Origin of the sequence: Enterobacter sp. UCD-UG_FMILLET (assembly GCF_000762975.1) — a bacterium.
Lineage (GTDB): Bacteria > Pseudomonadota > Gammaproteobacteria > Enterobacterales > Enterobacteriaceae > Enterobacter > Enterobacter dykesii.
In genome coordinates, this window is sequence record NZ_JRJC01000001.1 from 42236 (window position 1) to 55527 (window position 13292).

A 13292-nucleotide genomic window follows, 5' to 3' on the forward strand; every position below is an offset into this window, starting at 1 on the left:
AACCTGTAGGGGTAGAGGCCTTTATGGTTTTTTGCTGGCCTGAGCTGAGCATAAGAACTTACTGATGCGCGAACATGGCGTGCCGCTGCGATTCGTGATCGCATTCATGGTTTTATTTTGACCAATCAGGTATACTTTTTGGCGTAAATATGGACATGTCAGGACACAATCCACGCCCTGATAAGGGCAGAGAGGTCTACTGGTGATCTACAAATCCATTGCTGACAGATTGCGGCTGCGGCTGAATTCGTCGGACTACAACATCGGCAGCCCGCTGCCCGGCGAAAAAGCGCTGGCGCAGGAGTTCGGCGTGGCGCGAATGACCATCCGCAAGGCGCTGGATCTGCTGGTGAGCTGGGGGCTGGTTGAGCGGCGGCACGGCAGCGGAACCTTTGTCTCACGCAAAGACGTTCACCACGAAACCACCAACCTGACCGGGCTGGTGGAGGTGCTGCGTCAGCAGGGAAAAGAGGTGCAGAGCAAGGTGCTGCAGTTCGAAGTGATGCCCGCCCCGCCCGCCATTGCCAGCCAGCTACGGATTCAGGTGGATGAGCGGATCTACTTTTCCCGGCGGGTACGCTACGTGGACGGGAAGCCGCTGATGCTGGAGGACAGCTTTATGCCGGTGAAGCTGTTCCGCAACCTGTCGCTGGCGCATCTTGAGGGGTCTAAGTTTGATTACATCGAGAAGGAGTGCGGGATCACCATCAGCGGCAACTACGAGAGCCTGACGCCGGTGCTGGCAGATAAAACGCTGGCCGGTTATATGAACCTGCCGGAACAGACGCCGCTGCTGCGAATTACCTCTCTCTCCTACAGCGACAGCGGCGAGTTCCTCAATTATTCCGTGATGTTCCGAAATACCAGTGATTACCAGGTGGACTACCATTTGCGGCGCATCCACCCGGACGATCTGCTAGCTCATCCCCCAGAACAGCACCGCCAGTAGCTGCGGGGTGATGATGCGCAGGAACATCACCAGCGGGTAGACGGTGGCATAGGAGAGCGCGGCCGCGCCGCTGGTAGTGTGCAGGTTGTTGGCAAAAGCCAGCGCGGGCGGATCGGTCATGGAGCCCGCCAGCATCCCGCACAGCGTCAGGTAATTCATTTTGGCGAACATCCGCGCCAGTATGCCTACCGTCAACAGCGGGATCGCCGTGATGAAAATACCGTAGCCGACCCAACTCATCCCTTCGCCCCTGACCAGGGTATCGACAAAATCACCGCCGGATTTCAGGCCGACCACCGCCAGGAACAGCACGATACCCAGCTCGCGCAGCGCCAGGTTGGCGCTCGGCGGCATAAACCAGTAGAGCTTACCGATACAGCCGATACGCCCGAGGATCAGCGCCATAATCAGCGGCCCGCCCGCCAGGCCCAGCTTAAGCGCCACCGGGAAGCCCGGCACGTACACAGGAATAGAACCGAGCAGCACGCCGAGCCCGATGCCGATAAACACCGGCAGCATCTGCACCTGCTGCAGTTTTTGCTGGGCGTTACCCACCATATCCGCGACGGCGTCAATGGACGACGGTCGCCCGACCAGGTTGAGGATATCCCCGAACTGCAGGCTGGCCTCCGGGCTGGCGACCAGTTCAACACCCGCACGGTTGAGACGGGAGATCACCACGTCATAGCGCTCTTTTACCTGCAGATCGCGTATTTTCTTGCCAAGAACGTGCTCGTTAGTCACCACAACGCGTTCCACGCGCATGTCGGTACCGCGGGTTGAGAGCGAGGTATCCACTTCCTGGCCAATCACCAGCCGCGCGTTGTTTAAATCTCCGGGCTGGCCGACCAGGTGCAGCAGATCGCCCTGCTGAATGACGGTGCCGGGCGCGGGCACCATCAGCATATCGTCACGCTTGAGGCGAGAGCAGATGATATTGGCGCTGTTCAGGATCGGCACGTCCTGAATCGCCATATTGTTCAGGTTGGGGTTATCGACCCGAATGTTGATGGTTTTGATCGGCATATGGCCGTTGGTGAGCGTGGTTTCGTGGTCCTTCGCCTCTTTGTCGACGTTAATGCGAAACAGAACGCGTACCAGCCACATGGAGAGCAGAATGCCGCAAATCCCAAACGGATAGGCCATGGCGTAGCTCATCCCCATCTGATCGACAATGCCGGGTTCGATACCCAAATCGCGAAGGATCTGCTGCCCGGCACCGAGCGCTGGCGTGTTGGTGACCGCCCCGGAGAAAATGCCCAGCACCACGGGGAGCGGGATATCGAAGATTTTGTGCAGAATGGCGGTGACCAGCCCGCCCATCACCACAATGCCGAGGGCAAACAGGTTGAGCCGTAATCCGGAAACCCGAAGTGAGGCGAAAAAGCCCGGTCCCACCTGAATACCGATGGTATAAACGAAGAGGATCAGGCCGAACTCCTGGGTAAAGTGGAGCATTTCGGCGCTGAGGACCAGCCCGAGCTTGTCGGCGAAGTGCCCGACAAAAATGCCGCCAAACAGTACCCCGCCTATCCCAAACCCGACGCCGCGGATTTTGATATTACCTATCCACAGGCCAACAACAGCGACCAGGGCCAACACGCTGACGGTTAACGCGATATCACTCATGACCCACTTCCTTATCATAACCTTAGTTATGATAAGGATTCTCTCAGAGCTGGGGTCGGTTGTATGGGCGATGGCGCACAAAAAAGCCCTGCCGGAGCAGGGCTTTATCTTTTCACCCTCTACCTGCGGGAGAGGGCCGGGGTGAGGGCATCAGCCCGCACACTATTAGCTATTCAACGCAGGCCGCTCGCTAATGGCGATACGCTGCGGCGCGATGGCTTCCGGCACATTGCGGATCAGGTCGATATGCAGCAGCCCGTTGGTAAACGTTGCGCCGGACACTTCCATATGGTCTGCCAGGGTAAAGCTCAGGCTAAACGGCTGATTAACCAGCCCCTGATGCAGCCATTTGGTCTGGGTCTCTTGTTTTTCCGGCGCCCCTTTCACGGTCAGGCGAGTGCCTTCAAGCTGGATGTCCAGATCGTCCTGGCGGAAACCGGCCAGCGCAAGGGTTATGCGATAGTGGTTATCGTCGCTTTTTTCGATATTGTACGGCGGAAACGTCTGTTGCTCGGTGGTGCTTTGCAGGGCGTTAGCCAGTTTGTCAAAACCAATCCACTGACGCAGCAGGGGGGATAAATCATAGTTACGCATACTAAATCTCCTTCTGAGAAGCGAGTTCGGCACAGTGTAGTTTTGTGCGCAGTTGTTCCTGCAAATCCTGGTGGATTCGCATATGCTCCCGTTACGGCAAGCAAGTCCGGGTGGGCCGCTCACGCGACCCGCGTAATTAGTTAATTTCGATACGACGCGGTTTTTTCTCTTCCGGAATCACACGTTCCAGTTCGATAAACAGCAGGCCGTTAACCAGGTTCGCGCCTTTAACGTGAATGTTCTCGGCTAACTGGAACTTGCGTTCAAAGTTGCGCTCGGCGATGCCCTGATAAAGGTAGGTACGTTCTTTCTGCTCGGCCGTATGGGAACCTTTCACCACCAGCAGGTTGTCCTGCGCGGTGATCTCCAGTTCGTTTTCTGCAAAACCGGCGACGGCAATGGCGATGCGGTAGTGGTTTTCGTCAACCAGCTCAACATTGTATGGAGGGTAGCCGTTGCTCTGGCTTTGGTTATTTTCTAAATGGTTAAACAGGCGGTCAAAACCAATTGCAGAACGGTATAGCGGAGAAAGATCGAAGTTACGCATAAATAAAACTCCTGAAATCAGCGAGAAATTGTAGCCTTCCACCATGGACAGGCCTTTGCGCCCCCGAACACCCATCAGGCGAGTTCGTTATCGGGCCACATTCTTAAAATGGGTCTGCAATCGGGCTTTTCAAGAACGACACCTGCACTTTTTTTTGCACTTTCCTGCATCTAGCTTAGACTGGGACAACAGCACAAAGGGTTAAATTGCGATGGCTGCCACAGTGCGGGGTTATCGGGCTATCCATTTTGGATAAGGCTCGCTATAACCCTGAGTTGCAGGTCTATGCAGTGCCATTAACGATGACTGAGTGATGATGAAAAATGTTCTGATAAAGCTGACGACGTTCAGCGGGGTAGTTTTACTTTGCGGGTGTTCGAGCGTGATGTCTCACACCGGCGGTAAAGAAGGAACATATCCGGGGACGCGCGCCAGCGCGGCGATGCTCTCCGATGACGATACAAACTGGGGCACCAAATCCCTGGTTATCCTGGATATGCCGTTTACGGCCGTGGCGGATACGCTTCTGCTGCCGTGGGATGTGTTTCGTAAGGACAACTCCGTGCGCTCACGGGTAGAAAAAAGCGAGCAGGAGAATCTGGCAACAAACGCCGTCATCCCACCCGCTGACATGCCTCTACGCTAGCGCTGCGCGGTTTCCGTTGCCCAAAGCTGACGGAAACCGGCTGTCTCCTCCATCCACGCAATAACGCGCCCGTCAGGGGAAAACACGACCGCATCAGCAGACGGTGGGTTGCCATGATCGGACGTCAAAAACGTCACCTCTCCGGTCTGTGCGTCGCAGCAGGCGATCCGATTTTCGAGCACAAACCCCAGACTGCCGCCCGCAGGATGCCAGTTAAATGCAGACTGAATATCGCTCCCGGTACGCGTCAACTGGCGCGGTTCCCCGCCCTCAGGAGAGATCAGCCACAGCTGCACAATGCCGTTATCATCCCGCATCAGAAACGCAATCTGCGTCCCCTGCGGGTTGCTGCGAACCCAGTGACGCGGCACGTTCACCAGGCCCGGATATGCCCTCTGATGCGTAAAGGTTAAACGACGCTGCTCTACTCCTGCTGGCGGGGCTGGCAGGGTCTCCGTCGTGCCCTGTAGCGGCGCATCGCCTGCACGCTTCCAGCCCTGCTCGTCTTTCGGCAGGTCGACGATAAACAGTTCGGGTACTTTTTCGCCCTGCGCAGAGAGGGTGTCGCCGATAAACGCCAGCCTGTCGTTGCCCACCCAGCCCTCTTCGTAAGCGCGGTTGATTTCATCGCTGCCCGGCTGCGGGTTAGGCGTCGTGCGGCTAACCAGCACGCTCCAGAAGGTTCCCGAATATTCACGGGGATGGTTCCCCTGCGGGTTCACCGGGCCGTAAGGCGCAGCCACGCCGACGTTGCGTAAATCGAGTTTAGGATCGCGCTCGTGCAGGACATGGTCGTTATAGGTAAAGCTGACGAGCTGCCCGTTCGGGCTGAAGACATGGACGTGGCTGCCGCCGCGCAGCGCGCCTGCGGTGTAAGGCGCTGTGATATCCATCGCGTCCAGGTTGCTCACCTGACCGTTTTGCGCAATCACTCCCTGGCGATGATGAAAATCGTAGTGCCAGTCTGCATCCGGGTTTTTCGGGCCGTGGATAAAGACATATTTCTCTTCTGCAGGATGAACGGTCACCACGCCGACATGCGCGCCGTCAGTCGCGCGATAAACCACCTCTACCTCACCCGTAGCGACATTGACCCGCTCGATGGTTTCACCGGTGAACGACGCGCCGGACGGACGCACGTCGTAGACCAGCCACTGGCTGTCCGGCGTCCAGGTATTGATGTTGGTGAGCTGATGGTGGCGGGAAGCGAAGGTGATTTGTTTCATGAGGATACCCTGATGCGCAGTTATCGCATCAGGGTATCGCAAGCGGGTTTTTAGTTCAGCACAAACTTCTCAATGGCATAAGCCACACCGTCTTCGAGGTTGGATTTGGTCACGAAGTTAGCCACTTCTTTCACGGATGGAATGGCGTTATCCATCGCCACGCCCATACCGGCGAATTCGATCATCGCGATGTCATTTTCCTGGTCGCCCAGCGCCATGATCTCTTCCTGTTTAATGCCCAGCGCATCGGCCAGTGATTTAACACCGGTGCCTTTATTGACGCGTTTATCGAGGATTTCGAGGAAGTACGGCGCACTTTTCAGCACGGTGTACTTCTCTTTTACCTCCGCCGGAATGCGCGCAATCGCTTTATCCAGGATCTCCGGCTCGTCGATCATCATCACTTTCAGGAACTGGGTCGCCGGGTCCATCTTCTCGGCTTCACAGAACACCAGCGGAATGGTCGCAACGTAGGATTCATGTACCGTGTAGTAGCTGATATCGCGGTTGGCGGTATAGAGCGTATTGCGATCGAGGGCGTGGAAGTGGGAACCCACTTCACGGGACAGTTTTTCCAGGAACAGGTAGTCATCGTAGCTCAGCGCGGTTTGCGCAACCGTACTGCCATCTGCGGCTTTCTGCACCAGCGCGCCGTTATAGGTGATGCAGTAGTCGCCAGGCTGATTCATGTGCAGCTCTTTCAGATAGCTATGTACGCCCGCATACGGACGCCCCGTGGTCAGAACTACATTCACGCCCTTTGCGCGCGCCGCGGCGATCGCGTTTTTAACGGCTGGAGAGATGGTGTGGTCTGGCAGCAGCAGCGTGCCGTCCATGTCGATTGCAATGAGTTTGATAGCCATGAGTTCCCCGGAATAAATGAGTGCTGCCTCATGCTAACGCGATTAAGCACACAAAAATAGAGCTACATTGCGCAACAGGAATGCCCCTTTTACGTTTATTCCGGGAAATAAAGGCTTACTCGCGGGTGAGAACAATTTTACCGAACGCGCCGCGATCCAGATGTTCAAACGCCTGTTCAAGCTCGTTAAAACGGTAGCGATGCTCAATCACCGGCTTCAGCCCCGTGACGTCAACTGCGCGGACAAAATCTTCCAGCGCCCGGCGGTGCCCCACGCCAATCCCCTGAATGACGGGGGATTTCAGCAACAGTTCGCCAGCAGAGAGCGTAATCTCCGTCCCGGCCAGCACGCCAATGACGGAGATACGTCCGTGAACGGCAACGGCGCGCAGGGAATGCTTCAGGTTCTCCCCACCCACGGTTTCGATAATATGGTCGATGCCGCGATCCTGCGTGAGCGCCAGCGTATTTTCAGCCCAGTCGCCCTTCAGGCGGTTGATGCCCTGGCTGGCCCCCAGCGTTTTGGCCAGCGCCAGTTTCTCATCGCTCCCCGAGGTGACAAACACCTCCGCGCCGTGCGCTTTTGCAATCTGAAGGGCGAATATCGCCACGCCGCCCGTGCCCTGCACCAGCACCGATTGCCCGGCGCGCAGCTGGCCGCGCTCCACCAGCGCAAACCAGGCGGTAAGCCCTGCGCAGGGTAAGGTGCTGGCCTCTGCGTCATCCAGGGTCTCCGGGGAGGCCGCCAGCGCGTCTTCCGTCACAATCACATACTCGGACAGCATTCCCTGAAAGTATCCGCCGGACGTTTTATAGGGCAAATTACGCGCGTCCGCCTGCGGCTTACCGTCGATCCACTCCGGGAAGAAGGTTGAGATGACGCGGGCACCAGGATGGAAGCGCGTGACGCCTTCGCCAATGCTGTCCACCACGCCCGCCATGTCTGACGCCGGGGTAAACGGGAAGGAAAGCGGGATCGGCATTGTGCCTTCAACAACCATTTTATCGCGATAGTTGAGCGCAACAGCATTCACCCTAACGCGCACTTCACCCGGGCCAGGCTGTGGAACGGGTGCCTGGGTCAGCTTGAGGTTCTCGCGCCCGAGTGCGTCCATGGACCAGCGTTGCATTGTCTCTGTCATTTTATTTCTCCTGCCATCAGATGAGCTTTAGTCCTGACAGTCTACCGTTGACTAAAGGTCGCCAGTGGCGATAAGTTTTCTCTTTATTGACGCCAAAATAGATACAATCTATGACCGATACGCTGAAGGATATTCCTGTTTTCGTGGCCGCCGTTGAGGCGGGAAGCTTTGCGCAGGCCGCCATTCGTCTGCATTTGTCACGTTCGGCGGTGGGGAAAAGCATCGCTCGCCTTGAACAACGCCTGGGGGTGCGTCTTTTTCAGCGCACCACCCGCAGCCAGAGTCTGACCGATAATGGCGCCCTTTTTTATGAACGCTGTCTGCGCGCGCTGGAGGAGATTCGGAGTGCGGAATCGCTGCTTGAAACGGGGAAACAGCAGGTCAGCGGCCGCCTGCGCGTTGCCATGCCGGTGCTGTTTGGCCGCCAGTGTGTCGCCCCGCTGCTGATAGCGCTGGCGCAGGAACACCCTGGGCTTGAGCTGGAAATGTCATTCAGCGACCGCGTGGTGGATCTCGTCGAGGAAGGATTTGATATGGCGGTGCGTAACGGCACGCTTCAGGACAGCAGCATGCTGGTCGCCAGAAAGCTGGGAGAACACCGCATGGTGCTGTGCGCCGCGCCGGAGTATCTGCTGAAGAAAGGCCAGCCACAAAGCGTTAATGATTTATCCCAGCATACGGCCATCAACTATTTGAGCGCAGGCAGAGTGTTGTCCTGGCAGCTGATGGATAACGAAGGAACGTCGCACACCTTTACACCCCGATCGTCCCTCAATATGGATGATTTGCAGGCGATCTGCGACGCTACGCTGGCCGGACACGGCATTGCATGGCTGCCCTGCTGGATGGTCGTCAAAGATATTCACCAGGGTAAACTCGTCCCGCTCTTAAAGCAGGCACCGGATGTGCATTTCAACGTTCATGCCGTGTGGCAGCAGACGCCGCATCTGCCGCTGAGGGTAAGAATAGCGATAGATACGCTGGCGAGCCGTTTACCGGCAGCGATGTCACTGGATCTTCCAGCGTCCATAAAAAAGCCGCGCTAAAAGCGCGGCCAGTTATCGTGAGGTATCACGTCGATTAAATATCGATATTTGCCGCTTTCAGGGCGTTCTCTTCGATGAAGGCACGACGTGGTTCAACCGCATCGCCCATCAGGGTCGTGAACAGCTGGTCAGCAGCAATCGCGTCCTTAACGGTAACGCGCAGCATGCGGCGGCTTTCCGGATCCATGGTGGTTTCCCACAGCTGCTCCGGGTTCATTTCGCCCAGACCTTTATAGCGCTGGATCGCGAGGCCACGACGGGACTCTTTCACCAGCCAGTCCAGCGCCTGCTCGAAGCTGGCTACCGGCTGACGACGTTCGCCACGCTCGATGAACGCATCGTCTTCGATCAGACCGCGCAGCTTCTCGCCGAGCGTGCAGATACGACGGTATTCCGGACCGGTCACAAACTCGTGCTCCAGCGGATAGTCGGTGTCAACGCCGTGGGTACGCACGCGAATAATAGGCTCGAACTGCTTATCGGCGTTCTGCTGGATATCGCATTTCCACATGCTGCCGTGCTGCTCTTTCTCGTTCAGATCGGTCACCAGGGCGTTCACCCAGCGGGTCACGGTCTGCTCGTCGCTCAGATCGGCTTCGGTCAGGGTTGGCTGATAAACCAACTCCTTCAGCAGCGTTTTCGGATAGCGGCGTTCCATACGCGTAATCATTTTCTGCGTGGCGTTGAACTCGGACACCAGACGCTCCAGCGGCTCACCGGCCAGTGCAGGGGCGTGCGAGTTCGCATGCAGGGTCGCGCCATCAAGGGCGATTGCGATTTGGTACTGATCCATCGCTTCGTCATCTTTAATGTACTGTTCCTGCTTGCCCTTCTTAACTTTGTACAGCGGCGGCTGGGCAATGTAGACGTGGCCACGTTCAACGATTTCAGGCATCTGACGATAGAAGAAGGTCAACAGCAGCGTACGAATGTGCGAGCCGTCGACGTCCGCATCGGTCATGATGATGATGCTGTGGTAGCGCAGTTTGTCCGGGTTGTACTCATCGCGGCCGATGCCGCAGCCCAGCGCGGTGATGAGCGTCGCCACTTCCTGAGAAGAGAGCATCTTGTCGAAACGGGCTTTCTCAACGTTGAGGATTTTACCCTTCAGCGGCAGAATCGCCTGGTTCTTACGGTTACGGCCCTGCTTCGCAGAACCGCCCGCGGAGTCCCCTTCCACAAGGTACAGTTCGGACAGCGCCGGGTCGCGTTCCTGGCAGTCAGCCAGTTTGCCCGGCAGGCCTGCTAAATCCAGCGCACCTTTACGACGGGTCATTTCACGAGCTTTACGCGCCGCTTCACGGGCACGCGCCGCATCGATAATTTTGCCCACCACGATTTTCGCGTCGGACGGGTTTTCCAGCAGGTATTCGCTCAGCAGTTCGTTCATCTGCTGTTCAACGGCCGATTTCACCTCGGAAGAGACCAGCTTGTCTTTGGTCTGTGAGGAGAACTTCGGATCCGGCACCTTCACGGAGACAACGGCAATCAGGCCTTCACGGGCATCGTCACCGGTGGCGCTGACTTTCGCTTTCTTACTGTAGCCTTCTTTGTCCATGTAGGCGTTCAGGGTACGGGTCATCGCCGCACGGAAGCCTGCAAGGTGAGTACCGCCGTCACGCTGCGGAATGTTGTTGGTGAAGCAGTAGATGTTTTCCTGGAAACCGTCGTTCCACTGCAGCGCCACTTCCACGCCGATACCGTCTTTTTCGGTGGAGAAATAGAAGATATTCGGGTGAATAGGCGTTTTGTTCTTGTTCAGATACTCAACGAACGCCTTGATACCGCCTTCGTAGTGGAAGTGGTCTTCTTTGCCGTCACGCTTGTCGCGCAGGCGAATCGAGACGCCGGAGTTCAGGAACGACAGTTCACGCAGGCGTTTCGCCAGGATGTCGTACTCGAATTCGGTGACGTTGGTGAAAGTTTCAAGGCTCGGCCAGAAACGCACCATGGTACCGGTTTTGTCGGTATCGCCAGTGACGGCCAGCGGTGCCTGCGGCACGCCGTGCGTATAGAGCTGACGGTGAATTTTGCCTTCGCGCTGGATAACCAGCTCCAGCTTCTGCGACAGGGCGTTAACCACGGAGACGCCTACGCCGTGCAGGCCGCCGGAAACTTTATAGGAGTTATCGTCAAACTTACCGCCTGCGTGCAGCACGGTCATGATCACTTCCGCAGCAGATACGCCCTCTTCCGGGTGAATACCGGTTGGGATGCCACGACCATCATCGGTGACGGAGACGGAGTTGTCCGCATGGATGGTGACCACGATGTCTTTACAGTGACCCGCGAGCGCTTCGTCGATAGCGTTATCTACCACCTCGAATACCATGTGGTGCAGACCGGTGCCGTCATCCGTGTCGCCGATATACATACCCGGGCGCTTACGCACCGCATCCAGCCCTTTCAGGACTTTGATACTGGAGGAGTCATAAGAATTCGACATCAACGTTTCTCGCTCATTTCAACTTGGGTTAATCCGTTATTTTACCCTTTTCCACGGTAAACATCTTCGAATTTTCGTCCGACATGTCTATAACGTGTTCAGCGCTAATGGCGCTGACGAAAACCTGCGACTGCGTGGCTTTTAAGCGGCTGGCAAGCAGCCCGCGCCGCGCGTCATCAAGTTCCGAGGCAAAATCATCTATCAGGTACAGGCAGCGTCTTCCGCTCTCGCGGGTGAGAAACTCCCCCTGTGCCAGGCGCAGCGCACACATCAGGAGCTTGAGCTGCCCGCGCGACAGCGTGTCTTCCACCGGTGCACCGTCGGCACGAATGCGGAAATCCGCCTTGTGCGGGCCGTGCGCGGTGTAGGTCAACATGCGGTCGCGCTCGAAGCTTCTCTCTAACACCTCGGCATAATCCGTCTCTTTCTCCCAGCCGCGCTGGAAGGAGAAGGTGAGAGAGAATTCGGGTAAAAACTGTTTGCAGGTGTCGGCCATATCTTCGGCGATACCTGCGCTGTATTCGGCACGCCAGTTGCTGATTTGTTCCGCGAGAGGGATTAACTCCATGTCCCACGGACGCAGCTGGGCGTAACGGGTAACCTGGCGCAGTGCAGCGTTACGCTGCTTGAGCAGACGCTTCAGGTTGCTCCAGGCGTTAAAGAAACCGGCTTCGTTGTGAAAGCATCCCCAGTCGAGGAATGCTCTTCTGTATTTGGGGCCGCCGTTGAGTAAAGTAAACCCCTCCGGCGTAATCAGCTGCATCGGCATCAGCAGAGCCAGCTCCGCCACTTTATGGCCGTCGGTGCCGTCGATGCGCACCTTGCTGTCGCCCTGCTTGTCTTTGGTCAGGCCGATGGCGGTTTCCCGCTCCGCCCCCTGCAAACGCCCGTGCAGAACAAAGGATTCCTGCTCGTGGCGAATGACGCGACCAATCTGCAAACTGCGAAACGCCCGACCGTGGCCGAGCGTATAGATGGCCTCAAGCACGCTGGTTTTGCCGCTGCCGTTGGCGCCAACCAGGAAGTTAAAGCCAGGGGATAAAGCGAGATCCGCGCTTTCGATATTGCGAAAGTCGCGGATCAACAGACGGGTGAGCGACATTACAGTCTCATTGGCATGACAACATAGGCAGCCGACTGTGATGCGGCATCTTCAATCTGTACGCTTGAAACGGAGTCGGTCAGCAAAATGCGCACGTTCTCGCATTTCAGCGCATTCAGCACATCCAGCACGTAGCTGACGTTAAAGCCGATTTCCATCTCAGCACCGGCGTAGGTGACGTCCAGAATTTCTTCTGCCTCTTCCTGCTCCGGGTTGTTAGCGGTGATTTTGATCTGGTTTTCATGAACAAACAGGCGCACGCCGCGGAATTTCTCGTTGGAGAGAATGGCCGCACGAGCAAAGGCCTGCTTGAGGCTATCGCATCCCGCTTCCAGCGTTTTGTCCGGGTTCTTCGGCAATACGCGGCGATAATCCGGGAAACGACCGTCAACCAGCTTCGAGGTGAAGACAAAATCGCCCACATGGGCGCGGATGTTATTGCTGCCGATCTGCACACGCAGCGGCGTGTCGCCACCGTCGAGCATACGCATCAGCTCAATCACCCCTTTGCGAGGCACGATCACCGAATGGTTTGGCAGCGCGTCGCCAATCGGCATGGAACAGACCGCCAGACGGTGGCCGTCGGTAGCTACAGTACGCAGCTCTTCACCTTCGGTTTCGAACAGCATGCCGTTTAAGTAGTAACGAACGTCCTGATGCGCCATGGAGAACTGCGTGGCTTCAATCAGACGCTTCATCGTCGCCTGTGGCAGGGTGAATTCCACTTCACTTTGCCAGTCGTCCAGGTTCGGGAAGTCCGCAGCAGGCAGCGTGGAGAGCGAGAAACGGCTGCGGCCAGAGCGCACCAGCATACGGTCGCCTTCCAGCTGCACGGCGATTTCAGCGCCTTCCGGCAGCCCGCGGCAGATATCAAAGAATTTACGTGCCGGAACCGTGGTCGCGCCCGCGTCGTGCGGCTGCGTCAGCGTAACGCGTGCGATCATTTCCATTTCCAGATCTGTACCGGTCAGCGACAGCGTACCGTCCGCGACCTGAAGCAGCAGGTTTCCGAGAATAGGCAGCGTTGGGCGGCCACCTAATGGGCCACTCACCTGTTGCAGCGGTTTTAATAAATGTTCACGTTCAACGGTAAATTTCATAGC

Annotated in this window: 12 protein-coding genes and 1 other annotated feature; of the genes, 3 read left to right on the top strand and 9 right to left on the bottom strand. The window is 56.9% G+C overall.

The window, feature by feature from the left end:
- Positions 1-202: 202 nt before the first annotated feature.
- On the top strand, positions 203-949 hold the full coding sequence (locus LA04_RS00175) for a GntR family transcriptional regulator (protein ID WP_024907387.1): 747 nt from the start codon (positions 203-205) through the stop codon (positions 947-949).
- On the opposite strand, the gene LA04_RS00180 is transcribed toward LA04_RS00175, so the two are convergent.
- The 3 genes from LA04_RS00180 to ibpA all read right to left on the bottom strand — a co-directional run bounded on the left by LA04_RS00180 (position 917) and on the right by ibpA (position 3719).
- Positions 917-2578, bottom strand: a complete 1662-nt coding sequence (locus LA04_RS00180) for a putative transporter (protein WP_047650015.1) — start codon at positions 2576-2578, stop codon at positions 917-919. The genes LA04_RS00175 and LA04_RS00180 overlap by 33 nt on opposite strands.
- A gap of 165 nt (positions 2579-2743) precedes the next feature.
- Positions 2744-3172 carry a small heat shock chaperone IbpB gene (gene ibpB / locus LA04_RS00185; RefSeq protein WP_047650016.1) on the bottom strand — a complete coding sequence of 143 codons (429 nt, stop codon included), beginning with the start codon at positions 3170-3172 and terminating at the stop codon, positions 2744-2746.
- Positions 3173-3308: 136 nt separating this feature from the next.
- Complete coding sequence (gene ibpA, locus LA04_RS00190; RefSeq protein ID WP_008500162.1) at positions 3309-3719, bottom strand: small heat shock chaperone IbpA; 411 nt, start codon at positions 3717-3719, stop codon at positions 3309-3311.
- Positions 3713-3784 (bottom strand) — a sequence feature (ROSE (Repression Of Heat Shock gene Expression) occurs in the 5'-region of heat shock genes and acts as an RNA thermometer to modulate expression.). It overlaps the preceding gene by 7 nt.
- Positions 3785-4032: 248 nt before the next feature.
- On the opposite strand from ibpA, the gene LA04_RS00195 reads away from it, so the two are divergent.
- Positions 4033-4365: a YceK/YidQ family lipoprotein gene (locus tag LA04_RS00195; RefSeq protein ID WP_047650018.1), complete on the top strand. Its 333-nt coding sequence runs from the start codon at positions 4033-4035 to the stop codon at positions 4363-4365.
- Here LA04_RS00195 and LA04_RS00200 read toward each other — a convergent pair.
- From LA04_RS00200 to LA04_RS00210, 3 genes are all read right to left on the bottom strand, one after another.
- Positions 4362-5591, bottom strand: coding sequence for a DUF3748 domain-containing protein (locus tag LA04_RS00200; RefSeq protein WP_047650020.1), 1230 nt, complete (start codon positions 5589-5591; stop codon positions 4362-4364). The two genes, LA04_RS00195 and LA04_RS00200, sit on opposite strands and share 4 nt — an antisense overlap.
- A 50-nt stretch (positions 5592-5641) precedes the next feature.
- A complete protein-coding gene (gene yidA / locus LA04_RS00205; protein WP_032662059.1) occupies positions 5642-6454 on the bottom strand; it encodes a sugar-phosphatase in 813 nt (270 codons plus the stop codon).
- A 115-nt stretch (positions 6455-6569) separates the two neighbouring features.
- A complete protein-coding gene (locus LA04_RS00210; RefSeq protein ID WP_047650021.1) occupies positions 6570-7595 on the bottom strand; it encodes a zinc-dependent alcohol dehydrogenase family protein in 1026 nt (341 codons plus the stop codon).
- A 110-nt stretch (positions 7596-7705) separates the two neighbouring features.
- Here LA04_RS00210 and LA04_RS00215 point away from each other — a divergent pair, with 110 nt between their 5' ends.
- Positions 7706-8641, top strand: a complete 936-nt coding sequence (locus tag LA04_RS00215; protein ID WP_047650023.1) for a LysR family transcriptional regulator — start codon at positions 7706-7708, stop codon at positions 8639-8641.
- A 34-nt stretch (positions 8642-8675) separates the two neighbouring features.
- Here LA04_RS00215 and gyrB read toward each other — a convergent pair whose 3' ends face one another.
- Genes gyrB through dnaN form a run of 3 tightly spaced genes read right to left on the bottom strand, consistent with a single transcriptional unit; the run spans position 8676 to position 13289 of the window.
- On the bottom strand, positions 8676-11087 hold the full coding sequence (gene gyrB / locus LA04_RS00220; protein WP_047650025.1) for a DNA topoisomerase (ATP-hydrolyzing) subunit B: 2412 nt from the start codon (positions 11085-11087) through the stop codon (positions 8676-8678).
- A 28-nt stretch (positions 11088-11115) separates the two neighbouring features.
- Entirely contained in the window at positions 11116-12189 is a 1074-nt protein-coding gene (recF, locus tag LA04_RS00225; RefSeq protein ID WP_023309805.1) for a DNA replication/repair protein RecF, read from the bottom strand.
- Complete coding sequence (gene dnaN / locus LA04_RS00230; RefSeq protein ID WP_047650027.1) at positions 12189-13289, bottom strand: DNA polymerase III subunit beta; 1101 nt, start codon at positions 13287-13289, stop codon at positions 12189-12191. The genes recF and dnaN overlap by 1 nt, the downstream gene beginning before the upstream one ends.
- Positions 13290-13292: the final 3 nt, after the last annotated feature.

Coding starts and splice junctions, on each gene's coding strand:
- LA04_RS00210 (WP_047650021.1), bottom strand. CDS start 7,595: ATGACAGAGACAATGCAACGCTGGTCCATGGACGCACTCGGGCGCGAG.
- LA04_RS00180 (WP_047650015.1), bottom strand. CDS start 2,578: ATGAGTGATATCGCGTTAACCGTCAGCGTGTTGGCCCTGGTCGCTGTT.
- dnaN (WP_047650027.1), bottom strand. CDS start 13,289: ATGAAATTTACCGTTGAACGTGAACATTTATTAAAACCGCTGCAACAG.
- ibpA (WP_008500162.1), bottom strand. CDS start 3,719: ATGCGTAACTTCGATCTTTCTCCGCTATACCGTTCTGCAATTGGTTTT.
- LA04_RS00200 (WP_047650020.1), bottom strand. CDS start 5,591: ATGAAACAAATCACCTTCGCTTCCCGCCACCATCAGCTCACCAACATC.
- LA04_RS00215 (WP_047650023.1), top strand. CDS start 7,706: ATGACCGATACGCTGAAGGATATTCCTGTTTTCGTGGCCGCCGTTGAG.
- LA04_RS00195 (WP_047650018.1), top strand. CDS start 4,033: ATGATGAAAAATGTTCTGATAAAGCTGACGACGTTCAGCGGGGTAGTT.
- ibpB (WP_047650016.1), bottom strand. CDS start 3,172: ATGCGTAACTATGATTTATCCCCCCTGCTGCGTCAGTGGATTGGTTTT.
- gyrB (WP_047650025.1), bottom strand. CDS start 11,087: ATGTCGAATTCTTATGACTCCTCCAGTATCAAAGTCCTGAAAGGGCTG.
- recF (WP_023309805.1), bottom strand. CDS start 12,189: ATGTCGCTCACCCGTCTGTTGATCCGCGACTTTCGCAATATCGAAAGC.
- yidA (WP_032662059.1), bottom strand. CDS start 6,454: ATGGCTATCAAACTCATTGCAATCGACATGGACGGCACGCTGCTGCTG.